This is a genomic window from Flavitalea flava (genome assembly GCF_054461575.1).
Genome location: NZ_JBTLQH010000038.1, coordinates 31,246 through 57,134 on the forward strand (window position 1 = coordinate 31,246; position 25,889 = coordinate 57,134).

Annotated in this window: 17 protein-coding genes; 11 read left to right on the top strand and 6 right to left on the bottom strand. The window is 45.6% G+C overall.

From position 1 onward, the window contains the following. Positions 1-115 precede the first annotated feature (115 nt). The 10 genes from ACX0G9_RS24710 to ACX0G9_RS24755 all read left to right on the top strand — a co-directional run bounded on the left by ACX0G9_RS24710 (position 116) and on the right by ACX0G9_RS24755 (position 15,299). Positions 116-3,181, top strand: coding sequence for a SusC/RagA family TonB-linked outer membrane protein (locus ACX0G9_RS24710; protein WP_459067644.1), 3,066 nt, complete (start codon positions 116-118; stop codon positions 3,179-3,181). 18 nt (positions 3,182-3,199) lie between these two features. After that, positions 3,200-4,825 (top strand): RagB/SusD family nutrient uptake outer membrane protein, encoded by a 1,626-nt coding sequence (locus ACX0G9_RS24715; RefSeq protein WP_459067645.1) that lies wholly within the window; start codon positions 3,200-3,202, stop codon positions 4,823-4,825. A 104-nt stretch (positions 4,826-4,929) separates the two neighbouring features. Then, positions 4,930-5,955 (top strand): winged helix-turn-helix domain-containing protein, encoded by a 1,026-nt coding sequence (locus tag ACX0G9_RS24720; protein ID WP_459067646.1) that lies wholly within the window; start codon positions 4,930-4,932, stop codon positions 5,953-5,955. A gap of 12 nt (positions 5,956-5,967) precedes the next feature. Next, positions 5,968-7,563 (top strand): solute:sodium symporter family transporter, encoded by a 1,596-nt coding sequence (locus tag ACX0G9_RS24725; RefSeq protein WP_459067647.1) that lies wholly within the window; start codon positions 5,968-5,970, stop codon positions 7,561-7,563. Between the two features lie 98 nt (positions 7,564-7,661). After that, entirely contained in the window at positions 7,662-9,650 is a 1,989-nt protein-coding gene (locus tag ACX0G9_RS24730) for a hypothetical protein (RefSeq protein WP_459067648.1), read from the top strand. Beyond that, complete coding sequence (locus tag ACX0G9_RS24735; RefSeq protein ID WP_459067649.1) at positions 9,650-11,149, top strand: hypothetical protein; 1,500 nt, start codon at positions 9,650-9,652, stop codon at positions 11,147-11,149. Before ACX0G9_RS24730 ends, ACX0G9_RS24735 begins: the two co-directional genes overlap by 1 nt. A gap of 57 nt (positions 11,150-11,206) precedes the next feature. Continuing rightward, complete coding sequence (locus tag ACX0G9_RS24740) at positions 11,207-12,007, top strand: SDR family oxidoreductase (protein WP_459067650.1); 801 nt, start codon at positions 11,207-11,209, stop codon at positions 12,005-12,007. 35 nt (positions 12,008-12,042) lie between these two features. Beyond that, positions 12,043-12,603, top strand: coding sequence for an HdeD family acid-resistance protein (locus tag ACX0G9_RS24745; RefSeq protein WP_459067651.1), 561 nt, complete (start codon positions 12,043-12,045; stop codon positions 12,601-12,603). Between the two features lie 275 nt (positions 12,604-12,878). Continuing rightward, positions 12,879-13,961 (top strand): phosphorylase family protein, encoded by a 1,083-nt coding sequence (locus tag ACX0G9_RS24750; protein ID WP_459067652.1) that lies wholly within the window; start codon positions 12,879-12,881, stop codon positions 13,959-13,961. 63 nt (positions 13,962-14,024) lie between these two features. Further along, positions 14,025-15,299, top strand: coding sequence for a hypothetical protein (locus ACX0G9_RS24755; RefSeq protein WP_459067653.1), 1,275 nt, complete (start codon positions 14,025-14,027; stop codon positions 15,297-15,299). Between the two features lie 11 nt (positions 15,300-15,310). Here the strand turns inward: ACX0G9_RS24755 and ACX0G9_RS24760 are convergent, their stop codons facing one another. Continuing rightward, positions 15,311-16,057 carry a carbonic anhydrase family protein gene (locus tag ACX0G9_RS24760; protein ID WP_459067654.1) on the bottom strand — a complete coding sequence of 249 codons (747 nt, stop codon included), beginning with the start codon at positions 16,055-16,057 and terminating at the stop codon, positions 15,311-15,313. A 191-nt stretch (positions 16,058-16,248) separates the two neighbouring features. Here ACX0G9_RS24760 and ACX0G9_RS24765 point away from each other — a divergent pair, with 191 nt between their 5' ends. Continuing rightward, positions 16,249-18,642: a mechanosensitive ion channel family protein gene (locus ACX0G9_RS24765; RefSeq protein WP_459067655.1), complete on the top strand. Its 2,394-nt coding sequence runs from the start codon at positions 16,249-16,251 to the stop codon at positions 18,640-18,642. Positions 18,643-19,156: 514 nt separating this feature from the next. Here ACX0G9_RS24765 and ACX0G9_RS24770 read toward each other — a convergent pair. From ACX0G9_RS24770 to ACX0G9_RS24790, 5 genes are all read right to left on the bottom strand, one after another. Further along, on the bottom strand, positions 19,157-19,600 hold the full coding sequence (locus tag ACX0G9_RS24770) for a response regulator (RefSeq protein ID WP_459067656.1): 444 nt from the start codon (positions 19,598-19,600) through the stop codon (positions 19,157-19,159). A 193-nt stretch (positions 19,601-19,793) separates the two neighbouring features. Further along, a complete protein-coding gene (locus ACX0G9_RS24775; protein ID WP_459067657.1) occupies positions 19,794-21,074 on the bottom strand; it encodes a hypothetical protein in 1,281 nt (426 codons plus the stop codon). Positions 21,075-21,146: 72 nt separating this feature from the next. Further along, on the bottom strand, positions 21,147-23,768 hold the full coding sequence (gene gyrA / locus ACX0G9_RS24780; RefSeq protein WP_459067658.1) for a DNA gyrase subunit A: 2,622 nt from the start codon (positions 23,766-23,768) through the stop codon (positions 21,147-21,149). A 110-nt stretch (positions 23,769-23,878) separates the two neighbouring features. Next, positions 23,879-25,168 (bottom strand): GAF domain-containing sensor histidine kinase, encoded by a 1,290-nt coding sequence (locus ACX0G9_RS24785; protein WP_459067659.1) that lies wholly within the window; start codon positions 25,166-25,168, stop codon positions 23,879-23,881. Between the two features lie 117 nt (positions 25,169-25,285). Further along, the gene (locus ACX0G9_RS24790; protein WP_459067660.1) at positions 25,286-25,783 is read right to left on the bottom strand and encodes a phosphoribosyltransferase family protein; all 498 of its coding nucleotides are present in this window, start codon (positions 25,781-25,783) and stop codon (positions 25,286-25,288) included. Between the last annotated feature and the right edge of the window lie 106 nt (positions 25,784-25,889).

The following is a 25,889-nucleotide window of genomic DNA, read 5'->3' on the forward strand; positions in this document are numbered from 1 at the left end:
AAAAAAATTTGTAAATAAGAAAAATGGTTCTAAATTTACTTCATTAACGAAACAGAATAGAACAGAACAGATTTGTTTCTACACTATTATTCATAAAAGCCAAAAACTAACGATTATGCATGTGAAATCCGCCTTGAGGGTATCCCTGGTCACAGCCATATGTGGGATCCTTCTTTTCTCAGCCACACTTGCCCGGGCTCAGGGCAGCAAAAAAATTTCAGGCACCATCAGAGATGAAAAAGGCAATCCGCTGTCAGGGGCCAGCATTAGCGTCAAGGGTGCCCGAAAAGGCGCCATCTCCGATTCAGCTGGCAATTATTCCTTCAGTCTTCCGGAAAAAAGCAGCATACTGGTGATCGCCTTTATCGGGTTTGAAACCCGGGAAGTGAATGTAAGCGAAGGATCCACCTTCAATGTACAATTAGCGCCGGACATAAAGGCCAAACAGCTGGAAGACATTGTGGTCGTAGGTTATGGCACACAGAAAAAAGTAAATCTGACTGGTTCTGTTGTATCCATAACCTCAAAAGATCTGGATGACCGTCCTGTAACCAATCTTACCAATGCGCTTCAAGGTACCATGGCAGGTGTTACCATCACTACCACCGGGGGACAACCCGGGGCAGATGCGGGGGCTATCAATATCCGCGGTATCGGCACTTTGAACAACAGCGCTCCGATGATTGTCATAGATGGTATTATCGGAAATCTGGGCGATATAAACCCGAGTGATGTTGCCTCTATATCCGTATTGAAGGATGCCGCTTCGGCAGCTATTTATGGCTCCCGTGCAGCCAACGGAGTTCTCCTCGTAACTACAAAAAGGGGCAGGAACGGACGGATGCAGATCGACTACGATGCTTATGTCGGCAAACAAAAGGCGACTGCCCTGCCGGATTACCTGCCTTCCTGGCAGGCCGCAACCTTGTACAATCAAGCCCGCGCCAATGAAGGACAGACACCCTACTGGACCGATAACGATATAACCCTTTTTAAAAACCAGACAGATCCTTACGGCCATCCCAATACTGATTGGCAGGGACTGCTTTATAAGGGCAAGGGTATTCAGCAGAACCATTATATTAGTGTGACAGGAGGAGACCCGAAAACGCAATATGCTTTTTCCCTGGGTTATTTCGGGCAGGGTGGAATCATAAAAAAATCCTCCTTTGAACGGTATTCCAGCCGGTTTAATATCACCTCAGCACTTTCGAAGAAATTAAGTGTCAATGCCAACATTTCTTTTCTGTATTCGAGCCAGGAAGCTCCGGATGGTCTGGGTGGCGGTGATTTAGGAGGCATTATCGGAACTACTGCCGCCATGAACAGTACGGTAGTTAACCAATATAAAAATGGGGTTTATAATTATCTTTCCTTCGGTAACCCGATCTCCTGGTTAAATTCCCCGGGTTATAATAATCAACAGAACTACATTTTTCTGGGCAATATGGGTGCCGACTGGGAATTCGTAAAAGGGCTTCATCTCAAACCATCCTTTTCATACCGCTATAACGGTAATCCGCTCCAGGAATTTAAATCTGCCGATACTTACTACAGTCCAACAGACCCGACGGTCATTGCGACAACAATCAGCCCAAGCTCCTTGTCAAACACCAATATCACCACCAATTATACCAATCTCCAGGCCTTGCTGGAGTATGATAAACGCATAAAAAGTCACAGCTTTAATGTGCTGGCAGGGGGATCGCAGGAACTGACCGGTTATTCCAGTATGTATGCTTACCGGCAGGGGTTTTTGAATAATTCCCTGTCTGAATTAAATGCTGCCTCGACACTGGGCCAGCAGACGGCTGGTACGGCCAATGATGTAGCACTTCGTTCTGCATTCGGCCGGGTAAGATATGCCTTTGAGGACAAATATTTATTGGAAGCAAATCTTCGTTATGACGGATCTTCCCGTTTTGGAGAAGGTAATAAATGGGGAACATATCCCTCTTTCTCCGCTGGCTGGAATATATATAAGGAAAATTTTTTCCAGCCCTTGCTCAACAAAGTTTCGGCCATGAAGCTACGCGGCTCCTGGGGTAAGTTAGGTAACCAGAATATCGGTAGTTCCTATCCTTCTGTTGCCGTTGTGACCAGCGGGCAGAATTATTCCTTCAATCAGACCGTTGCACCGGGTATAGCTCCAACCAGCGGTGCCAATGCCGGTATAACCTGGGAAAAGACGACGCTGACCGATATAGGTCTTGATCTGACGACTTTAGGCAATAAATTAAATTTCACAGTAGATTATTATGTGAAGAATACAGATGGCATCTTATTGCAACTACCGGCAAGTGTGGTGTATGGATTTGCCACGCCTTTCCAGAATGCAGGAGCCGTTCGTAATTCAGGTTGGGAATTTGCAGCCGCCTTCAGAGATAAGCTCGGGGAATTCACGTACAACATCGCCGCCAATGCCTCTTTTAATAAGAACCGGATAACAGATCTGGCGGGAACGGGCTCCATGTCTTCCGGTTTTGTAGTTGGGCACCCCATCAAAGCATTCTATGGTTACCAGGCGGAAGGAATCTTCAAGACTCAGGCGCAGGTGACAGGTCACGCTACCCAAAGCGGTGGTGTAATTGCTCCCGGAGACCTTATGTACAAGGACGTAAGTGGCCCAGCCGGCAAGCCGGATGGGGTTATCGATGGCAATGACCGAGTATTCCTGGGCAGCCCTTTTCCGGGAATGACCTATGGTTTTACCCTCGGGGCAGAGTGGAAAGGATTTGCGATCAGCGCATTTTTTCAAGGGGCGCTTGACGTAAAGAATTATGTTCAGGGGTTTGCCCTGGGCTCTTTACAACAGGCCAATATTGGCAATCCTACCACCGCCATGCTTGGCGCCTGGACTGCGGCAAACCCATCAGCCTCCTTTCCCCGTCTATGGTCGACTTTCTCACAGAATAATCCCCAGAGTAATGTGTCTTCTTTTTGGGTGAGGAATGCTTCCTATCTAAGATTAAAGAACCTGACGGTCAGTTATAACCTCCCGAACAGCAGCCTCCTGAAGCTGGGCATCCAGCATATTAAAGTGTATTACAGTGGTCAGAACTTATTAACGGCCACCAGCTTTTACAAATGGGTGGATCCTGAGACTACGATCGGCAACAATGCCTATGGCGCATATCCGCAGGTTATCACCAACACGATCGGCATTAATGTGATCTTTTAATTCTCAAAAAAAAGCAGTATGAAAAATTCATTCTTAATAATAGGTCTTTGTATAATAGCGGCATCAACGGCATGTAAAAAAAATTTCCTGGACCGAAGTCCCCTGGATTCCTATACCAATGATGTGTTATGGCATTCGTCCAATGATGCCCTTACCGCCTTGAATGGCTGTTATTCCACCTGGGGCAAAAGTAACAACGGTTATTTTGCAGCCATGAGCGATTGTGCCACGGATAACGCATTCGACCAATTCCCCTGGGAAAACTGGCTGGCGGTATCGGCAGGTATTGCCACTCCGACCAACCCGGGATATACTAAATGGAACTTCTCCTGCATACAAACCTGCAACTGGTTTTTGGATAATGTTGGCAAGACTTCTATGGAGGCTACCCTGAAAGCAAGGATCATAGCGGAGGCAAGATTCTTACGGGCTTTTGAATATTTTTCCATCAGCCAGTTATACGGAGCCGTTCCCCTGGTGTTGCACAATCTTTCTACCGACAGTGCCAACCTGGTCAAACAAACACCAAAGAGCGATGTGGTGACCTTTTTGCTGGGCGAACTGTCAGCCATTGCACCGGACCTGCCCGTCAGTTATTCCGGTGGTGACATCGGGCGCATTACCCAGGGAGCGGCTATTGCTTTAAAAGCCAGGATCGAATTGTTCAACCAAATGTACCCGGATTGTATTACCGATTGTCAGAAACTGATGACCACTCCTTTCACCTATGACCGGTATTCAAGTTATATCGATCTCTTCCGTCAGCCCTTTGCCAACAACAAGGAAGTGATCCTCGACGTTCAGTTCAAGGCAAATGACAATCCCTTTCAATGGACGCGTAATCTGACCATTAATTCCCTCGGCGGCTATTGCTCCGCAGCTCCTACTCAAAGCCTGGTTGACGCTTATGAGACCACGGATGGCAGGACGATCGACGATCCCGGTTCCCTGTACAATCCGGCGCAGCCCTATCAGAACAGGGATCCCAGATTGGCAGCTACCGTTTTTTATCCCGGCAGCCGGTACAGCAGTTCGCTCGGTTATGGAATGTACTACGATCCGATTTCATCCAGCCCTCAAACAGTAGATCATTGGGGAAACAATAACTGCAGCCCAACAGCCTATGCGGAAAGGAAACTTACACCGGTCATTGCCGATTTTCCGGGAGACCCGAACAATAGCGGGCTTAATGTGATCCTTATCCGCTATGCAGAAATTAAATTAATGGATGCGGAAGCAAAGATTGAAAGCAATCAGATCGACGCAAGCGTCTACGACGATATTGATTTTGTCAGGACAAGGCCGGATGTGAACATGCCAAAAGTCGATCAGACGAAATACAATGACCAGGCAAGCCTTCGTACGCTGATTCGCAGGGAAAGAAGGGTGGAGCTCGCCCTGGAAGGTCTGCGTTGGTTCGATATTCAGCGCTGGCAGATCGGAGAACAGGTGATGACCGGACAGGTGACCGGGAGTCTGATCGGCACCGTCAGTCAGACCGACGGAAGCGTATCCCTGACGCCAGGCACAACAATTACAGCCGGCGCTCCGCGTACCTTCAATCCGGCCAAAAATTATTTATGGCCCATACCCCAAACTGAAATTGATCTTAATAAGAACCTCGTTCAGAATCCAAAATATTAGAGGGACCAATATAAAAACGCCAGACCGGGAAAGGTTAATTTCGCTCCCGGTCTGACGTTTCGTATTTTAGCATTCAGGGGCAAATTCCCGGTAAATTACCTAACATGAGCAAACGCGAAAGGGTCGATGTTTTGGCAAAAATTCAGGAACTGGCAGAAGTGCCTTCTTTTTCCAAACATGACCGGTTGGTGCAAGGCATTATTAATGCCATCGACGAAAAGATCATTACCCGTGATGACATGCTTCCCTCCGTCAATACGATGATCAAGGAATTGCATTTCTCGAGGGAAACCATTGTCAAAGGTTTCAGGGAACTGATCAGCCGGGGCATCATAGAATCCAAGAACAGGCTTGGGTATTTTGTGGCTAATGGGAATACCGACCAATCCCTGAAGGTGGCCTTGCTCATGTACAACCTGGATACCTTCGAAGAACAGTTTTACCGGAATTTCAGGCAGGAATTGGGAAAGGACGTCCATCTGAACATTTATTTTCACCACGGCAATATAGAAATCTTCGAAACGATCCTGCTGCAGATCAAAGGGAAATATGGTATGTATGTCGTAGCACCGATACCTCACCCCAAAACCTCCGCGTTATTGGACATGATCCCCCGCAGTAAATTCCTCATGTTTGACCGGTATGAGCCATTGGAAGGGGAATTCAATCATATCACGCAGGAGTTTGAACAGGCCACCTACAAAGCATTACAGGAGTTGGCTCCTGATATCAGCAGGTTCGGAGAAATAATCTTTTATCATTCCCCGGATTCTCTGGACCCGAAGGAAATTGTGCCGGCCTTTAAGAAATTCCTGAAAAATTTTAAGATCAAAGGCAGGATCCTGACGGAGTATAAGGCAGGCACCGTCGAAAAGGGAAAAGTTTATATTACGCTGGACAACTTTGCCTTATGGCAGATCATGAAAGATGGCAAAGAAAAAGGATTATGCCCCGGAAAAGATCTCGGAATCCTCTCCTTTAATGACGAACCCGCCAAAGAGATTATTGGTATAACTACCTTGTCCACCAATTTTTCTCTGATGGGAAAAAGAGCAGGTCAGGCGGTCATGAACAGGGAAAAAGTAAAAGAAACCATCCCTACCCTTTTGTTACGAAGAAATACCTTATAGGAAATACTAACCATGAATCTCCTGACGATATTTAGCTTTCTGGTTTTTACGGGTATCGTAGCAGTCGTCTCCTGGTATAAAGTCAGAAAACAAAAGATCGACACGTTAAATGGATTATTTCTCGCCAACAGAAATCTGAGTTTTTTGTTCGTCGGCGGCGCTTTACTATTTACCAATATCAATACAGCTACGATCATCGGAGAAAATGAGCTGGTCTATACGAATAATATGACGGTCATGGCCTGGGGAGTTACCTCCGTTTTTGCCATGCTCATCGTATCGGAATTTTTTATGCCCATTTATCTCCGGACAGGGATATCCACCACTCCTGATTATCTCGAGGCCCGGTATGACCGGGGTACCAAAACAATCGTTTCCATTATCTTCCTGATCAGTTATATCGTCAACCTGCTTCCCAGTGTCCTTTACAGCGGGGCCGTCGCATTTAACGGACTATTCCATTTTTCGGATCTTTACCGGTCCGGTTACTGGACAACCATTTGGATATTAATATGGATTATTGGCGCTATTGGCTGCCTGTATTCTATCCTGGGAGGCATGCGTGCCATCGCTGTTTCTGATACCTTGCTCGGTCTGGGCATCTTTGCCGGCGGGTTGCTGCTGCCTTTTTTAGGTCTGAAGTATCTTGGCGGAGGAGATGCGGGACAAGGGTTGCATATTGTCCTGTCTGCAAGGACAAACCATTTGAACAGTATTGGCGGGGTTAACGACTCCATTCCTTTTTCGACATTATTTACCGGTATGTTACTGGTTAACCTGTATTATTGGGGAACGGAACAATATATTGTACAGCAGGTCCTGGCTTCCCGGGATCTGGCTTCCTGTCAAAAAGGAATTGCCGTTGCCTGCCTCGGGAAACTGATCTCTCCGCTGCTGCTGAATATCCCAGGGCTTATCGCCGTACACCTTTTCACCCATATGCATAATACTGCCGAGGTATTCCCCAAAATGACAAGCCTGGTCTCCCCGCCATTTATGGCGGGTTATATGGCAGCCATTTTATTCGGGGCGGCCTTCAGTACTTTTAATGCCGGTCTGAATAGTTCCAGCACCCTGTTTGTGCTGAATATTTATAAGCCATGGCTTGAAAAAAAGGGCCGGCAGCAAAATGAAGCTAACCTGATCCGGATCGCCAAACGATTTGAAATAGCTGTTTGCCTGACCGCCATGTTCATTGCTCCATTTATCATTTTTGCCAAAAAAGGTTTTTATACCTATGTGCAAACAGTCAATGGCTTTTTTAACGTTCCTATCTTTACGATCCTTATCATTGGCTTTTTAACGACAAGAGTTCCGGCCATTGCGGCAAAAGCAGGGCTGATCTTCTTTATCCTGTGCTACGGGACCATCCAGCTATTCTTCGATGTCAAACTTCATTTCTTGCATATTCTTTTTATTCTCTTCCTGCTAACCTCGGCCCTGATGCTGGGCATCGGAAAACTATATCCCATGACCATACCCTACCGCCAAAAACTGAACAATCACGTGGATATTCAGCCATGGAAGAACCGGCATATTTATGCCGTTCTGCTGCTGATCCTGATGGCCCTGCTTTTCCTTATTTTTTCAAATGCAGGGCTCGCCTGAAAATCAAAAAAAACAGTGTGGATTACATAAAAAATAATTAATTTTATAGAATAGAACAGAATAGTACTATTGCTTACCCTGAGAAAAATCAGCGCTTCATGAAAAAGTTTTTTTTGCTCGTCCTTGTCGCCTGTCCTTTTTATTCTTCCGCCCAAAAACTTTGGTGGCATATGGCCGCAGACGGAGGAATTACCTGGACTATTCCTGGCGAAATCCTTACACATGCAGACCATATTGAAATGAGCGGCAGACAAGTGTCGGCTATGATCACCTATGGCATCGATTCAACCAATCAGCTGATACTGCAGCGGAAACTTGTTTTCCCCATGCTCCGGACAGTTCCCAATGACACCCGGGGAAGTCTGCAGGAAGCCTATCAGGAGAATATCATCGATTCTGTTATAGTTGATGGCCGGTTATTGAAGGAAAGACCGGTCAGCTTTACCATCAATGCTGGTCTCCTGTCGCAAAGTGTCAGCAATACAGGCATCCATATAGAACGATGGATTTATCCTTCTGTTGATAAGGCGGCCTGCCTGGAAAAATATGTTCTCACCAATACCACTGCCAAACCGGTAATGGTCAGCATACCGGTTTTAAATAAAACCAGGGTCACCGATCCCGCAAAAAGTGTGTATGGCGCTTATATCCTCTGCTACCGGACTATGGACGCGGGCATAGTACAGCTATTACCAGGGAGAACACATGAATTTTCTGTGGTTATCTCCGGTAGAAAAGCAACCGATGAGCCTTATCATTATTCGGCTGACTATGAATGGGAAAAACGAAAGAATTTTGTAGAAGGATTAAAGAACACCCTGATCCTGCATACCCCTAACGATACCTTGAACCGGATGTTTGCCTTTGCCAAGGTCCGTGCGGCGGAAAGTATTTTCGATACGAAAGAGGGACTGATGCATAGTCCGGGTGGCGGAAGTTATTACGCGGCAATCTGGGCTAATGATCAGGCAGAATATATCAATCCATTTTTCCCTTTTCTGGGAAACCCGGCAGGTAATGAATCCGCGAAAAATTGCTACCGTCTTTTTTCCAGGTATATGAACCCGCAGTACGACCCGATCCCCAGTTCAATTGTGGCAGAAGGTGCCGGTATCTGGAATGGAGCAGGCGATCGCGGCGACCAGGCGATGATCGCCTACGGTGCTTCCCGCTTTGCATTGGCCTATGCGGACTCTACGGAGGCCAGGCGTCTTTGGCCTTTGATCAGCTGGTGTTTGGAATACCTTGATAGAATAAAAACGGCCGGAGGAGTTATTCCTTCAACCTCTGATGAACTTGAAGGGCGTTTTCCTGCCGGAAAAATCAATTTGTCCACCAATACACTTGCTTATGGCGCTTTTATCAGTGCAGGTCAGTTAGCAGGCGCGCTTGGAAAAACGAACGAATCCGAAAAGTATAAGTCTGAGGCTGCGGAGTTGAAAAAAAATATTAACCGGTATTTTGGTGCCCGTGTGCAGGGGTTCGACACATACCGGTACTACGAGGGAAATACCAGTTTGCGTTCATGGATTTGCCTTCCTTTGGTGATGGGCATCTTTGAGAGAAAGGGTCAGACCATCGAAGCCCTACTTTCTGCTTATCTGTGGACAAGGAACGGAATCCTGACCGAATCAGGTTCTGATATATTCTGGGACCGTTCCACACTCTATGCCTTCCGGGGATTATTTTATGCCGGAGCAACAGACACAAGCTTATCCTATTTCAATTATTATTCTGCCATGCGATTGTTGGGTGAGCATGTACCTTATGCGGTGGAAGCCTGGCCGGAAGGGGATCAACGGCATTTGTCCGCAGAAAGCGGCTTATACTGCCGGGTAATAACGGAAGGATTGTTTGGCATTGAACCGACAGGGTTCAAAACCTTTACCATCAACCCAAGGCTTCCCGGAAATTGGAACAGCATGGCACTGGAACATATCCGGGCATTTGGCCAGGACTTTACCATAACCGTTAAACGAGCGGGCAAATTTGAACAGATCCATATTTCAAAAGAAGACCGAACGGTAAAGACCTATTCCTGGGATGGAAAAAAACCACTGACTGTTTCTCTAAAAAATACAGATTAATGAAAATGCACTTCTTTCTTTTTATCATTCAATTCTGTTTGGCTTTCCTGGCCTTTGGTCAGCATAAAAGTGTTGGTCAGCAAAAAGGTTTTGATCAGCATAAAGACGTTGGTCAGCATTCAGGTGTGCAATTCAGATCTACGGACAGCTCCCTTCAAAACGCATTTGCCTGGGCTAAGACTATGGCCCTTCATTACAGAGGTCACCCCGGAGATCCTGTTGGCCCCTGGTACGAATCTGCCTTGCCTCCACGTTACGCCTTCTGTATGCGGGACGTATCCCACCAGTGTATCGGGGCCGAAATCCTGGGTATGCACAGGGAAAACAGAAACATGTTTTCAAAATTCACGACCAATATTTCCGCATCCAAAGACTGGTGTTCTTTTTGGGAAATTGATAAATTCGATCGCCCTTCCCCATCGGATTACCGGAGTGACAGGGAATTCTGGTATAACCTGGATGCTAATTTCGATCTGCTGGATGCCTGTTGGCGGACCTATTTATGGACAGGTGATACGATGTACCTGAAAGACCGGGTATTCCTGAATTTCTATACCCGGAGTACCGGGGAATACATCCGCAAATGGATCCTTCAGCCAGATTCATTACTTACACGGCCGGCTTACCCGAATGCCCCGGTCCCGTTTAATATCGAAGATCCCTTTAACCGCTGCAGAGGTCTTCCCTCCTATTCGGAAGGCGTGCCGGATTTAAAAATGGGCGTGGATCTGGCCGCAGCCTTGTATCGGGGACTGAACTCCTTTGCCGACATCCTGAAGGCCAATGGCGATCTCCAATTATCCGCCAGTTACCGGCAACAAGCAATGCCCTACCTGAAACGGATCGAAGCCGATTGGTGGGACGGTGAAGCCGCTCGCTACAATACGCATTACACCAATAAAAAACAATTTGGCAAAGAGGAAGGAGAGACATTCCTGCTCTGGTTTGATGTTTTGAAAGATACCCTGCGCAAAAGAAAAACCATTGAACACCTTCAGTCCATGGATCTTAATGTTGAGAATCTCTCTTACCTGCCTTTACAATATTATAAAAATGGTTATTGGGATAAGGGTTATGAATTAATGCTCCACCTGGCTAACCCGTCCACCCAAAGAAGGGAATACCCCGAAGTATCCTATGGGGTAATTGAAGCTATGGTCCAGGGCCTGATGGGCGTTGAAGCAAATGCCCAAACCCGGACGGTGAGCACAATTTACCGATCCGGCGATTCAGTCAGGTCTCAGCTGATTGACCTGCCCGTATTAAATACGACCCTGACGCTCACCCATTTTAATCCCAACTGGTCGGCCATGGTCAATACCGGCAAACATCCATTACATTGGAAGGCCCGGTTCTCAGGGACCTTTAAAAAAGTTTTAGTCAACAGGAATGCCAACCTTACATTAATACATGAAAAAGACCAGCAGGGAATAATCATCTCCTCTCTGGAATATGAAGTAAAACCCGGAGAAGAAATAAATATTCAGGTAACAAATTAATGTAAAATCGTATTTTCATTATCCTGATTATGGCAACCAGGATAAAAGGAAAATCGAATGAATTTTTACGAGAATAAAATTATATGGATCACCGGAGCTTCTTCGGGTATCGGTGAGGCCTTAGCATATGCCTTGTCGGGTGCCGGAGCAAACCTTATCTTATCGAGCAGGCGGACCGAAGAGCTGGAAAGAGTCAAAAAAGCCTGTGCTCATGTTGATCAGGTGAAAATTCTGGCCTTGGATCTGCAGGATATCCCTTCGTTGGAAGCCAAAACGGTTTTAGCGGTCTCTTTATTTGGCCATATCGATATTATGGTCCACAATGGGGGTATAAGCCAGCGATCGTATGCCATCGATACGGATCTGGGAATACACCGGCAGATAATGGAATTGGATTACTTTAGTTATGTGGAACTTACCAATCATTTGCTTCCTCATTTTTTAGCCCGGAAAACCGGTCATTTTGTGGTTATGAGCAGTGTAATGGGCAAGATCGGAACACCCATGCGTTCTGCTTATGCTGCGGCCAAACATGCTTTGCATGGTTTCTTTGATTGTCTCAGGGCTGAAGTAGCTGGCAGCCATATAAAAGTTTCTGTTCTGACCCCCGGCTATATCCGGACCAATATCTCCTTAAATGCTATAACGGGTGATGGGTCCAAACTGGGACACCTGGGAGAAAATATAAAAAATGGCCTGGCGGCAGATAAAGCTGCCGGTCAAATATTGCGTGTTATCTCGGCAGGCCGGTCCGAGGCCTATATTGGCAAATTCGGTTTGGAAAAAGTGGCCCTGCTGGTAAACCGTTTTTTTCCAAATTTCCTTTTTAAACTGGCTCCGAAATTTGCACCAAAGTAAAACAGTATTACCGGAAATGTTTCCTAAATTGCCCGATGCCCCTTAATGCCAAATTAAAGATTACCTGGTTACTGTTGATCATTTCAGGGGTTATATTCTTTGGAATTGGGATATTCTCTTTTATTGATCCATTCAGCAGCTACCTGAAACTGGTAAAGTTCACCGGCATTTGCCTGCTGATTAATGGTATAATGCTGATATTCGCAGCAGCCACCAATAAACGATATCCCAGGGAAAGGATCTGGATGCAGACCGAAAGTATCCTGCACCTTTTTTTTGCGATGCTTTTCCTGTTCAACCCCTTACTTACTTTTATTGCCCTTCCCTTTATTACCGGAGCCTGGATTTTCCTGGTAGGGATCTTTAAAATCATAGCCGCCCTTTCCCTGAAACGATTCGTACGGGGATGGGGCTTTATTTTCTGGGTAGGCATCCTATGTGTCTTTTTCGGATCTCTCCTTATTATTCACCCCTTCCCGAAAGCCAGCGGCGTTACTACGGTAATCGGTGTGTTTGGGTTGATCATGGGCTTCCTGTATATCGTCGATGCCTTCCGGTACAGGAAGATGGAAGATACCCTGGATTTGATGTTGTGAAGTCAGTCCGTATACTACTTACCGGGTACGTATAAACACGGTATTTGTGTAAAAAATGGTCCGGGTTTTTCATTTGTTTCAAAAAAAATCCGACCTTGATCCCACCTGAAATACTTGTCTTCCCGATAATACTCTCACAAATGCTTCTCTGAAGAAAAATAATTCTATCCTTTCCCAATGAAATTATATAGGGAATAACGATTAGCGATGGCTCCGTTTTCCATGGGGTACTGCTGGTCGGTCCAATCAATTATAAACCGAATTAAATCAAAATTATGGGAAAAGTATTAACAGGTAGTTCCGATCAACTCATCGATCATATCCTTACGTTTGATCCTGAAGTTGCAGCAACCTCACTAAAGACATCTACCCTTCAGCCAGAATTTCTTTCTCCCAAAACCCTTCCTCCTATCCCCTGGCCAAAAGGACTGGCTCCTTCACCAAAAAAACTTTCCGCCACCCCCGACCCTGAAGCTCCACTTCCCAGAGCGGATGTGCTTATCGTAACCTGGACAGTTGCAGAAGCAATGGCCCTTTCCGACATCCTGACGCCAAATTTCCGAAGCAAGGATAGCTGGTATAACTATACGCATAACTGGGTCTCCCATTTCCGGCCGATCATTAAAGGCGGTGCTCCTTCGCTGAATTCAAAAAGATTAGGGAGTTGGTTCAGGACAAAAATCGGTAAGAAGAATGTCATTTGTTTTAAATCAGAATTACATTTTGCCCGGGATGGGGCAAAACTTCCTATAAAAGACCTTTGGATACAGCTTATAGCAGAAGTGCAGCCGACCCTGGTTATTACTACGGGAACTGCCGGAGGTGTAGGTGCCAATGTTCAGTTGGGAGACGTCGCGCTCACAAAAAAGGTAAGATTTGATTGTACCAAAACCTTTAAGAACGCCTCTTTTCGAAATAGTGAATTCGTCAGCAAGAAAAACCTCCCACTTACAAAAGTTTCCGTGGCTAATGACAAGCTGATGGAAATAACGACATCCAGATTGCCCCAAAGCAGCCGGACCTCACAGATCATAACGAAGACCTCTGCCAAATTCAAGAAAATAGATGTGGTGACTACAGATTTTTTTGCCTTTGACGATTCTACCGATTTATACAAGCTTCAATCACTTGGACTGGCCGTAGAAATGGGCGATGCCGTGCTGGGACTGGCCTGTAGTGAAATGGTCAATTCTCCAGACTGGTTGGCCATCAGAAATGCCAGCGATCCCCAGATCGACGGAACACTCGCCTACAAGGACCAGGTACAGGTTGCCGCAAGGACTTATGAAAAATATGGATACTGGACTACGGTGAACAGCGCTATCGCCTGCTGGGCGGTGGTTGCTTCCCTGAAGTAGGCTAAACAGGCTGACAAGTTAATAAAATGACAGGATAATAAATGACGGATTAATAGCACGCCCATGAATACACAAATGCCGGTTGAAGTGGAGCTTATCTATGAGGTAATGCCCTGCAATGCGATGCGCGTCTCGCAAGAACCCCTGGAAAGCCCGCACCCCTGTGGTTATTTCCGGAAATGGGGTACTTATCATAGTTATGATTATCCTTGGGATTTCAGCCCTTTCGGGCCGGCCGTCAAAAAAGAACCCGAATATATTGGCCGGGCATTCATGGTCCCGGAAGTTCTGTCGGGCTGCCGGAAGGCTCCGATTCTGGCTCTGGGGATCAACCCCAATCTTCCAGGCTTCTGGCCGGGCAAGATGAATTCCATTGCCCCCTTATTCGATAATTACCAGCAATATGCCCATTATTTCAGATACCGCTCCACGGATAAATTGGAGATCCCGGGAAAAGACTATGAACAATACGGAGGAGCACCCACGGACAATCCTTTCACCACCTTGCTCCTCAAGGTTCCCGCCGATCCATCCGGAGAACAGGTTCTTGCCACAGCGCCACAACACCAGGCGATGTATCTTGCCTACCAGGACCTTCTTTTTTCTGTTGCAAAAGTCATGCATTGGAAGGGTCACCACCTCTCGGTTGGGGAAGATCTGAGTTATGGGAATATGGTAGCTTGTGCCTCAGCCAAATGGACGACAGCTAAAGATACCGCAAACCCAAGTTTACCACCGATGAGCACCAAAGAGGTAAAAGGTATTGTCCAGGAATGTTTTTTTAAAAGAAAATATTTTTTACGGCAACTTTTGCAAAGTCTGCCCAAGGTGATCCTGATCTTCAGTCAGACAACGGCCGGCGCCTTCATCAGTACCTTTAAAGGATCCTTTACACAAGGGGATCCACAAGTAAATGATACCCTGGAAAAATTAATAGACAAGAAAGTAGTCCTGGGTTTGGGAACCTTGCCCGGAGGCCTGACGGCTTCTGCAAGAGTTATTTTTTCCCCGCATGCAACAGGTAATCCGAAAGAATTCCAGAAAGCCAAACAAAAGGTAATTGCACAGCTGGTGGAAGAGGCCCGGGCCGGTAATTTAAGTTTTAACGCCGCCTCCGGCCACCTCCACCGGACCGTGGGCAGCTGTGCCTTTTGTCCGATCTTAAAGATCGGCAATTGTGACTATGAGCAGGAGATCACCTCTCCGGTAGATGGAGCCAAAGTCTTTCCGGAGTTATCTCTTCAGCGAATGAGTAAAGATCAATCCCTGCATACCAGCATGATGGCGGAAATGGAAAAGCTGAATTTCCACCCAAAAGATTGGGAAGGAAAAGAATGATCCTGGTTTACCTAATAAAAATCTATAGTTCCATTTTTGAGATTATACATGCATCCGGCAATGATCACCTCTTTTTTATCAACCATTTCTTTGAGTATCGGGCTTTCCTTCAGGATCTTTGCCATGGCCATTATGACATTCTGTTTCGCCACTGCTGCAACGAAATCTTTATTGGCAGCGGTCCTGTCCGGGTCAAACCCTTTGACTGCATTGACAGCAGGTGTTATATTGGCAAGCATGGATGTAATATTACCCAGTTTAACGTGGTCACAGGCGCTTTTAATAGCCCCGCAATCACTATGCCCCATAACCAGTATCAGTTTCGCCCCGGAAACCTTACAGGCAAATTCAAGACTGCCCAGGATATCCGTATTCACGAAATTCCCTGCAATCCTGGCATTAAACATATCCCCTATGCCCTTATCGAAAATGATCTCCGCAGGTTTACGGGAATCCACACAACTGACTATTATGGCATAAGGGTGCTGCCCCTTAGCAGAAAGATCAACCTGTGATAAATAATCACGATGAAGCATTTTATTATCCAGGAACCTTCTGTTGCCCACCTTGAATTTTTCCAATACGGCCTCCGGCGTAATGCCCTGCTGAAACTCAATCGTTGAAACATTTCTTACCGTATCACGGACCGATACTGAATCACCTGTTGCAGCTACATCCTTGTCGGTTGGTTTATTGTTTTTATTTTCACAAGCGGCAAAAAAAAGGAATACTCCCATCATAAAATGAATGGATTTCATCGTGCTTCATTTTTAAGAAGTTAGTGAATTGACCATGGAAGAGAAGAACAATAAAGTGAAAATGAAGATATGATCTTTTTCCCAAAGAATTCCATATCCAATACAGGTCAACTATTTTGCAGAAAAGACCGATAAAGGTAAGGAAAATACCGCCTATTCCCTTTAATTTGCGCTTCAAATCGATTTCCACCATGAGAACCTTCCTGTTTCTGAGCCTATGTCTTTTCGGAGCCGGATTCGTAACTGCACAAGATACGATCAGGTCCGACAGAAGAAAATTTGACTCTTCCTTGTTCTCGGAAAGCAATACCCTGACACGTAGCGATTACCTGGAAAATCTGGAAAAGGTTTTTCAGCTGCTTAACCAGGTGCCTGCCACCACGGCATCCTTTATACAGTTAAAGGATATCCATGAACAGCTTGACCAGGAAGACTCGGCACTGGCCATTTTAAAAGAAAGAATGTCCCAGAATGACAGGACTTTTAATATCCGCAACCTGCAAATGTTTAACACCCTCCTGGATGAACTGGAGGATAAAACAGGAGATTATACGGATTTCCTGGATAGTTATGACAGCACGATGGATGAGGTAAAAAGGGGTATTGCCGGACTCAAAAAAGATACGCTACTGTTTAAGATCTTCAAGGATTCATCCTTAAGAACTAGTTTCCAGCCCCAGATGCTTCAATTAAAAACAAAATGGAAACTGGTAGATAGCCTGGTTCGGACCAATGCACGGGAGATCAATAACCTTCAGGCCCGTGCCTCTGCGAATGCTATTACGATCCGGGAATTGTTATACCAGGTTGATACTGAACTAGAGACAGTAGGCAACAGGGCCTTTGGAAAAGAGCGCCGCTATTTATGGGAGCCCCGTTCATCCGCCACTGCTAATTATTCCAGAGACAATTTTAAAAAGTCATTTGACAGCGAGCAGAAACTGGTCCAATATTACTTTTCCAATACCCGTGGTAAACGATCCTGGCTTTTGCTAACGGGAGTCGTCTTTTTTTATTGGGTCTGGTCCAATTTCAGGAGACTGAAACGGTTGGATAATTTGCATGCCATCGACGATTTTCATTTCAGGTATATCCATCCCAGACCAGTAGTCGTATCCCTGATCTTTTTGCTGAGTCTGGCGCCTTTATTTGATCTGCATGCGCCTGCCATTTATATTGAATCCACCCAATTCCTACTGATCGTCCTCTTAACGATCCTTTTTTGGAAGAGGCTGGCCCGTAACCAGTTCTATGGATGGTGCCTCTTTATTCTTTTGTTTCTGCTGGTACCTGTCACCCGTATACTTGGACTGCCCATGAGCTGGCAGCGTTGGGGAAATGTACTGCAGAATGGCCTTTCGGCTGCCTTTGGTTTGTTTTTCCTTTTCAAATGGAGAAACAGACAGCGGATGCAAGATAAAAGCACAGATAAGGCGGCAGAAAGGACCACCGAATGGCCAAGAATCGTCCTTTTCTCCGCCGGATTATATGTATTCCTTAATGCCCTTGCCGTGCTTTGCAATTTAACCGGAAGGGTCACCTTGTCTCAAATATTCGGGACTAGTGCCGTTTATGCCTTTGCACAAACAGTTAGCCTGACGGTTTTTGTACGCTTGATCGTGGAGGCCTTCCTGCTGCAAATCCAAACCAGCAGGGTCCGCAAAAAATACCCGGAACAATTTGATTTTGCCGGTATCTCCCGATCCATTTCCCGGTTCGTCAATGCGTTGGCTATTCTTTTATGGCTGATCGTATTTACGACCAATCTTAATTTATTCGATAGTATCAACGATATGATTCTGGAGCTATTTTCAGCTCCACGTGACCTGGGCAGTTTTTCCTTTACCCTTGGCGGAGTGGCCCTTTTCCTGGGTATTATCTGGATTGCAAATTTTTTACAGAAATATATCGCTTATTTCTTTGGAGATACGGGCGACGATGCCGCTATTGACGATAAGGGACAACGATCCAGACTGCTTATAACCCGGCTTATCTTACTGGTCGCTGGTTTTTTGCTCGCCGTAGCCGCTTCGGGGCTTCCGATAGATAAGATAACGGTTATCCTCGGAGCATTAGGAGTCGGTATAGGCCTCGGGCTTCAAAGCATTGTAAATAACTTTGTATCCGGCATTATCCTGATATTCGACCGGCCGCTCAGGATCGGAGATACCGTGGAGATCGGGGATAAAAAGGGGCGTGTAAAGGAGATCAGTATTCGATCCAGCACCTTATTGACCGAAGAAGGTGCAGAAGTGATCATCCCGAACGGGGATGTCCTATCCCATAATATTGTTAACTGGACGTTGAGCAACCGCCATGTAAGGGTCGGTCTGTCTTTTACCATCGAAAAACCAGCCAATCCGGATACCATTCAGATGGAAGACCTGAAAAAAATCATAATGGACAATCCGAATGTATTGGAACGCAGGGAGCCTGAAATATTTATGAATAATATTTCCTCCAAAACAATTGAAATAAAGATCTATTTCTGGTGTAAGGACATTGGCAAGACCTCCCTTACTTCCGGAGAAGTGCGGTCGGAGATTTACAGGCATCTGGAGAAGAATGGGATGAATTTGCTCTAGGTGCTTTTGGCGGGTATATGGTAAAATTTGACTGATTTTTCTCATTAGCCAAAGCTATAACCCAGCATCTGAAAAAATATCAGCAAGGCCAATATCAACATCAGAACCGCTCGAACACAACTGAGCGAAGCGAATGTTGCGGGCGAGGAGAAGCAAGGGACGACGCTTCGACGAAGCTCTGTCAAATTTTACTATATACCCGCCAGAATACTTCCATTGCATGAGCGTAATTTACAAATATGAACCCTTGCATACACAAGCGCTGCTGCCAGCCCTACCCTCAACCGCCACCTTTTAGAACTTCTTAGAAGCTTCGGTTCTCGCTTCTACTCGTTCGTAACCTTTGCTTCGCTCGGTTACTTCCGGGATTTATTCCACAGTAAAGTATAGGCTCGGATGAAAAATGAAATAATGCTTATTGGAGAAAGTGAAAATCAGTGGTGGGGAGGTTAGGGTTGGCAGAAGAAAGCAGAACTGGCCCTTATGAGTAAATTTCATTAACGAATAGCGGTTATTAATCCCCAAAATGCAACCCCATGATCTCTTCGAGCATATCCATGCTCAGGGGTTTCAAACGAAATTCGGTAACAGAGGGAAAAGTTTTTGCTTTTTTTGCGTCCTCCGGATTTATGGATCCTGTCAGCATTACTACTACCGTTTTTTTTGCCGTATTTTCAGGAAGACCCTTAACAGAGAATTTGTTGTACTCCCGAAGAAATTCCCATCCATCCATAGAAGGCATGCCGATATCCACAAAGATCAACTCCGGTATAGGTTCTACACCATGTTCCTGCCCGCTTGCATGAGAACCCAGGTATTGGAGCGCCGAGGGTCCGTCTTTCATAAAAGCAACCTTTTCAGTAATCTCCATTTCGTCGATAACCAGTTTATTCAAAAGATTTGTCGCATCATTATCGTCTACGAGTAGTATACAATTCAGTTTCCTGGTCGTGGGCATGGTTTCTTTTTTTACGGAAATAAAAAGAATTTCTCTTTACGTAAAGGGCTCGGATCGATAAATATATGAAAAATTAAAATAGGATCAAAGACCGGAGAACCAGAACAGTCTTCATAGCAAAACCACGCAAACAAAAGAGCCATCCCTGCAGCAAAAACTGCGGAGATGGCTCTTTGCCTCAGTAATTTTAAACTTAGTGTGCTTTATCTACTTCATTAAATTTTGTCGTGTAGGCTTCTACTTTTTCTTTCAGGTTCTTCTGCTCATAAATCGTGATCAAAAGGTCATAGGCATCTTTCAACGTATTCTTTTCATCCATTTTCAACTTTCCTTTTGTTCCCAGGATCTGTTCCACTTTTTCAAAATAAGGAATGGCCTCATCGAATTTTTTACCGGCCGCGATACGCAGATCGGCTCTTTTCTTTATATCTTCCGGAGCTTTTCCAGGTATTTTCTTGGTCTGTCCCTGAAGGTCTACGCCGGCATTATAATAGATCTGTCCAAGTACCAGGGCAGCCTGTGGATAGTCCGGCTGAAGTTCCAGGCTTTTGGCCAGGTTCGTCTGGGCTTTTTGGATCAATACGTCAGAATTGGCAGGACGTTTTCCTGAGCTGGTATCTGAAGAGTATTGATATAATTCCAGTCCATAATTAAAGAAGAACAGGTGATTTTTAGGAAAGTGAGCGGTGATTTCTTCGTATTTGGCAAACAGGGAATCCTTAGGCCCTTTTTCCCTCAGGTTTTCCAATTCGAGACTTGGCCAGAAAAGATCATCTGGGAATTCCTGTTTGGCGATCGCCAGATATTTAGCCGTATTCGCAACATCTTTTTTCTGATTGTAATAATCTACCAGCCATTTGTAGATCTCAATCATATTAGAGCCATTGATATTAGAGATCTTTGCATCGGCTAACCTGCTGTAATAAATAACCGCAGTGTCCCTTTTGCCGGCTTTTTCAGCAGAAATTCCTGCGTACAGTGTAGATGTCGTATCGATCTTGAGATTGGTCCATCCTTTTTCATTCATAAAGGCGCTTGTCTGAAGAGCACCGCTGAAACTCTGAAGGGCCTCACTGTATTTGGCCGCATTATAATCATTGGCCCCTACCTGGAAATATCCCTGATAGATTTCATTAACAGGTTTGTATGCGTCCAGTTGAAGAAGTAATAATTTCTTATCGTCTACTTCCGTATATTTTTTCAGTGCTGTAAAAGCCTGGTCCCGGGCATCGGGATATTGGATTTTCAACTGATCATTGGCAGCAATGGCATTATAAATCTTTGTTTTAATATACCAGGCTTCCCCGTTCTTCAGATTTTTATCGATTCCCAAAACCTTATCGATCTCCGCTTTGGCTTCAGGAAGTTTATTTGCCTTTAAATATTCTTTGGCTTTATCAAGGTTCTGTGCAAAGAGACCCAAAGTGGCCAAAGCAAACAATCCTGTCAGAAAGAGACCTTTGCTCTTAATCATACGTTTCGTTTTAAGGAGTTTATGGATTTTTGGTTCCATTTTTGAATATTTATTTTAAATAATAGCCCTTAATTACTGATTTTCAGGTTTTTCTGATTCAGAGCCCAAATTAGTGGCAGGTGAATCATTTTCCGGTGTTTCCCCCAATTCAGGCGGAGTAACTGCCGAAATTTCTCCTTCTGTTATTTCTGTAACCGGCAATCCATTATCTTCCTCTAATTTATCCAATTTGGTGATTGCGGCAATTTCATCCGATTCATCCAAACGGATTAATTTAACGCCTTGGGTTGCCCGCCCCTGTTCGCTGATCCCGTTTACCGGCATCCGGATCGTTACACCGCTCTTGCAGGTGATCATCAGATCTTCAAACTCCGTAACATCAAGGATACCGACCAATCCGCCTGTTTTTTCCGTTACACTGATCGTCTTCACTCCTTTTCCTCCTCTGTTCGTAATCCTGTATTCCTCCAGGGAAGTCCGTTTGCCATAACCCTTTTCGCTTACAACCAGAACTGTCCTGGTCTTATCATCCCTATTGACACAGATCATGCCAATAACGGCATCGGTCTTATCATCCACTTCAATCCCGCCTACGCCGATTGCTCCCCTTCCTGTAGGGCGCACTTTCTGTTCTTCAAACCGGATAGCCCTTCCGCTTCTTACGGCCAGGAGAATCTCACTGTTCCCATCTGTCATGCGGGCTTCCAGCAAAAGGTCTCCTTCCAGCACGGTGATCGCATTTACGCCCGTCTGGCGTGGACGGCTGAAATCGGCCAGGGAAGTCTTTTTTATGATGCCCTGTTTGGTACAAAGTACGATACAATGGTTATTGACAAATGCTTCATCTTTCAGATCCTTTACATCTACAATTGCCCTGATCTTATCGTCCGGCGGAATCTGGATCAGATTCTGAATAGCACGCCCTTTACTGGTTTTGTCACCTTCCGGGATCTCATATACATTCAGCCAGTAACACCTTCCTTTTTCCGTAAAGAATAACATAGTGTGGTGGGTAGAAGCAACGAAAAGATGCTCAATATAATCCTCTTCCCTTGTTTTTCCACCAATGGCCCCTCTTCCACCCCGGCGTTGCTGACGGTATTCAGTGGCCGAGGTACGTTTGATATATCCAAGATGGGAAATCGTGATCACTACATCTTCTTCCCTTATCAGATCCTTGATATTTACTTCATCGTCCAGATAGGTGATCTCCGTCTTCCTTTCATCACCCCATTTTTCTTTTACTTCCAGTAATTCTTTTTTAATCACCTCGAATCGTTTGACTTCGTCACCAAGCAGTTCCTTCAGAAAGGTGATTAGTTTCATCAATTCATCGTATTCGGCACGGATCTTATCCCTTTCCATTCCGGTAAGCCTTTGCAAACGCAATTCCAGGATTGCTTTTGCCTGGATTTCGTCCAGTCCCCAGCCTGCATTTACCAGTCCTTCCCTGGCCAGATCCGGAGTCGAGGAACTCCTGATCAGGGCGATCACTTCATCCAGGTGATCGAGCGCAATCAGAAACCCTTTCAGAATATGGGCTTTCTTTTCCGCTTCCTTTAATTCGAACTGGGTGCGTCTGACCACAACTTCATGGCGGAATTCGACGAACTCACTGATCATATCCCTTATATTCAGGGTACGCGGCCGGCCTTTTACCAGGGCTACGTTGTTGATCCCATAGGAAGTTTGTAATTCTGTATGTTTATAAAGTTGATTGATCACCACATTCGCCACAGCGTCCCTTTTCAGGTCGATGACGATACGGGTACCTTCCTTGTTGTTGGATTCGTTGTTGATATGAGCGATCCCTTCCAGCACCTTTTCATTGACGAGCTGGCCGATCCTGTCGCACAAAGCATCCCGGTTCATCTGGTAGGGCACTTCGGTAATGATGATCTGTTCCCTTCCGCTGGCCTTGGTATCGACATGCAGTTTACCGCGCAAAACAACCCTGCCTCTTCCGAAATGCATGCCGGCCTTAACCCCTTCCATTCCATAAATAATTCCTCCGGTAGGAAAATCGGGGGCTTTAACATGTACCATTAATTCGTCAATGGTAATATCCTTGTTTTCGATATAAGCGATACAGCCATCGATGACCTCGGACAAATTGTGGGGCATCATATTGGTCGCCATACCAACGGCGATACCGCTGGATCCATTGAGCAGTAACTGAGGAATTCGCGTAGGCAGAACAGTTGGTTCCTTCAGGGAGTCATCGAAATTCGCCTGAAAATCCACCGTATCCTTTTCAATATCTTCCAACATCGCCTCTCCCATTTTGTGCAACCGCGCTTCGGTATAACGCATGGCGGCCGGATCGTCTCCATCCTGGCTGCCAAAGTTTCCCTGTCCATCGATCATCACATACCGCATATTCCATTCCTGGGCCATGCGGACCATAGTATCATAAATGGATTTATCACCATGCGGATGAAATTTACCCATTACCTCACCCACGATACGGGCTGATTTTTTATAAGGTTTGTTGCTATGATTCCCTAATTCATTCATTCCAAACAGCACGCGGCGGTGAACGGGCTTCAATCCGTCCCTGACATCCGGTAATGCGCGGCCTACTATTACCGACATAGAATAGTCGATATAGGCTGTTTTCATTTGCTCCTCAATATTTACCGGGATGATGCGGTTGCTGTCTTGGGTTTCCAGTGGCTTACTATTTTCTTCCATACTCGATTTTGGCAAGGTTTTAGGCCAAAATGGCCTATTATGCAAACTATTCCCGTCCTTTTGGGAAGGATTGCAAATCTACCCTTTTTGAGGCTGAAAACCTGATCTGGTCAGTCTTTTTTAACAGACAACTTTTCCACGAGTGTGAATAGGTTACAGGGGGAGGATCCCTCTGGAAAACGAGGCAAACAAACAGCAATCACCGTACCCCTTCCTTCTTCGCTTTCTACGGAGATCCTGCCCATCATCTGCTCTGTCAATTCCTTTGCCATTAGAAGACCAAGACCTGATCCTGCTTCATTTTGGGTGCCTTTGCGGGGTGTTTTCCTGCCTTCGAGAAAAAGTTGCTCCAATAAGGCAGGTGGCATTCCTATGCCGCTATCCTCGACACAGATCAGTATGGTTTTTTGCGTAAGTACGGCGTCAACGGCAATCTGGCCGCCCGGTGTGAATTTTATGGCATTGGTCAGCAGGTTGCGGAGAATGAATCTGACCCTGGCTTCGTCACCAGCTATTTTCATGTCAGGATGTACCTGGTTTCTAAGGGTCAGTCCTTTTTCACCGGCTTGTTTCTCAAGGCTGCCAGTCAGCTGCCTGACTACCTCGAACAGCCTGAAATCCCTGAATTCCGGTTCTCCGGTATCTAACTGCAGCTGCGCCCAACCTGCCAGATTATCTACCAGGGATAGAGTGACCTTCAACTGTCCTCCTGCCCTCTCCAGCAATAAACCGGATTGAGCAAGACCTCCGGTCTTATCCGGAATCAATTGTAACAGACTGGTTAAGGAGCCAAGGGAATTTCGCAGATCACCGGAAAGTATAGTCACTATTTTATCTTTCACTTCAGCAATCCTTCCTCTTTCTTCGAAAAGTAGTTTTTCCTGGCGGGTAAGCCGGTTTACTTCAATTTTAGCCTTATGCAGATCCATTAGCCTGACGACTTGTTTTCCCAATACAGTCAGGGCATTTTGTTGATCTTCCCCCAGCAGGCGTGGAACGCTGTCAAATACACATAAGGTCCCCAAACGGGCGCCATGCGGAGATACCAGCGGAACACCGGCATAGAACCGTATTTCAGGATCTCCGGTTACCTGGGGATTGTCATGAAATCTTTTGTCCAGCAGCGTATCCGGAACAATTAATAGCTCATTTTTCAGAATGGCGTGGCCGCAAAAGGAGATATCTCTTAATGAGGCTGTCATTTTCGTTCCGGTCTTTGCTTTGAACCAGATCCTGTCGGCATCCGCCAGGGCAATTAAGGAATAGGGAGTATTACAGATTTGAGCAGCCAGACGGACGATTTCGTCAAAATCTTCTTCTTCCGGAGTATCCAGAATTTCATAAGTATATAACTGCCGGAGACGAATGTTTTCATCAAAGGGTAACGGAGCCTTAACCATGCTTTCACTTTATGTATCAACAATTTATCAGAAACCAATCTGAGCACTCCATCAAACGGCAAAGAATGTTTCTTATTATTATTGATTTGATCTTTAGGTATTTACACTTAGGCCGTCTTACTCCAGCCAGGCTCCTTTTACCTCATCCCCCTCTGTCTCGACATAAATATGCTCCTGCAGGGTGGTGGAAAGGAACAGCCCGGTATAATCCGGCTGCACCGGAAAAGCCTTATGAGTACGTCCTACCAGAACAAGGGATTCGATCTTCCGGGGGTGGAAATTCAAAAAAGGTTTCATAGCATATAAAAGTGTTTTGCCGCTGTTGGCCACATCATCCACGACAATGATCACACGGTCATCAAAAGAAAGGGTTTCGCTCAGCGTAACATCTCCGGGAAGCTTTTTATCGAGTGTTATCGTAATTAATTCTATGCTTATTTGATTATTGGTGATCTCCAGCAATAATTTCCGGATTTTCCGTGCAATTACGCTGCCACTCTCCCGGATTCCTGCAAGGATCAATTCTTTCTCCTGCGAATTATTCTCCAGGATCTCAAAGGCCATGCGTCGCAACTTATTTTCGGCAACCTGCTGCGTAAGGATATAATTTTTCATAATGCACAAATTAAAGCAATAACCGCAAATCACAAAAGAGGCTGTAAGCCTCTTGTCCCGGAGGGACCGACATTAAACAGGTGCCGGAGATCCGCTAAATTTTTTA

Bases quoted from the DNA above. Each gene is read 5' to 3' on its own strand.
- ACX0G9_RS24735 (WP_459067649.1), top strand. From the start codon at position 9,650: ATGAAAATGCACTTCTTTCTTTTTATCATTCAATTCTGTTTGGCTTTC.
- ACX0G9_RS24710 (WP_459067644.1), top strand. From the start codon at position 116: ATGCATGTGAAATCCGCCTTGAGGGTATCCCTGGTCACAGCCATATGT.
- ACX0G9_RS24730 (WP_459067648.1), top strand. From the start codon at position 7,662: ATGAAAAAGTTTTTTTTGCTCGTCCTTGTCGCCTGTCCTTTTTATTCT.
- ACX0G9_RS24750 (WP_459067652.1), top strand. From the start codon at position 12,879: ATGGGAAAAGTATTAACAGGTAGTTCCGATCAACTCATCGATCATATC.
- gyrA (WP_459067658.1), bottom strand. From the start codon at position 23,768: ATGGAAGAAAATAGTAAGCCACTGGAAACCCAAGACAGCAACCGCATC.
- ACX0G9_RS24745 (WP_459067651.1), top strand. From the start codon at position 12,043: ATGCCCCTTAATGCCAAATTAAAGATTACCTGGTTACTGTTGATCATT.
- ACX0G9_RS24775 (WP_459067657.1), bottom strand. From the start codon at position 21,074: ATGATTAAGAGCAAAGGTCTCTTTCTGACAGGATTGTTTGCTTTGGCC.
- ACX0G9_RS24760 (WP_459067654.1), bottom strand. From the start codon at position 16,057: ATGAAATCCATTCATTTTATGATGGGAGTATTCCTTTTTTTTGCCGCT.
- ACX0G9_RS24765 (WP_459067655.1), top strand. From the start codon at position 16,249: ATGAGAACCTTCCTGTTTCTGAGCCTATGTCTTTTCGGAGCCGGATTC.
- ACX0G9_RS24755 (WP_459067653.1), top strand. From the start codon at position 14,025: ATGAATACACAAATGCCGGTTGAAGTGGAGCTTATCTATGAGGTAATG.
- ACX0G9_RS24715 (WP_459067645.1), top strand. From the start codon at position 3,200: ATGAAAAATTCATTCTTAATAATAGGTCTTTGTATAATAGCGGCATCA.
- ACX0G9_RS24770 (WP_459067656.1), bottom strand. From the start codon at position 19,600: ATGCCCACGACCAGGAAACTGAATTGTATACTACTCGTAGACGATAAT.
- ACX0G9_RS24740 (WP_459067650.1), top strand. From the start codon at position 11,207: ATGAATTTTTACGAGAATAAAATTATATGGATCACCGGAGCTTCTTCG.
- ACX0G9_RS24725 (WP_459067647.1), top strand. From the start codon at position 5,968: ATGAATCTCCTGACGATATTTAGCTTTCTGGTTTTTACGGGTATCGTA.
- ACX0G9_RS24790 (WP_459067660.1), bottom strand. From the start codon at position 25,783: ATGAAAAATTATATCCTTACGCAGCAGGTTGCCGAAAATAAGTTGCGA.
- ACX0G9_RS24785 (WP_459067659.1), bottom strand. From the start codon at position 25,168: ATGGTTAAGGCTCCGTTACCCTTTGATGAAAACATTCGTCTCCGGCAG.
- ACX0G9_RS24720 (WP_459067646.1), top strand. From the start codon at position 4,930: ATGAGCAAACGCGAAAGGGTCGATGTTTTGGCAAAAATTCAGGAACTG.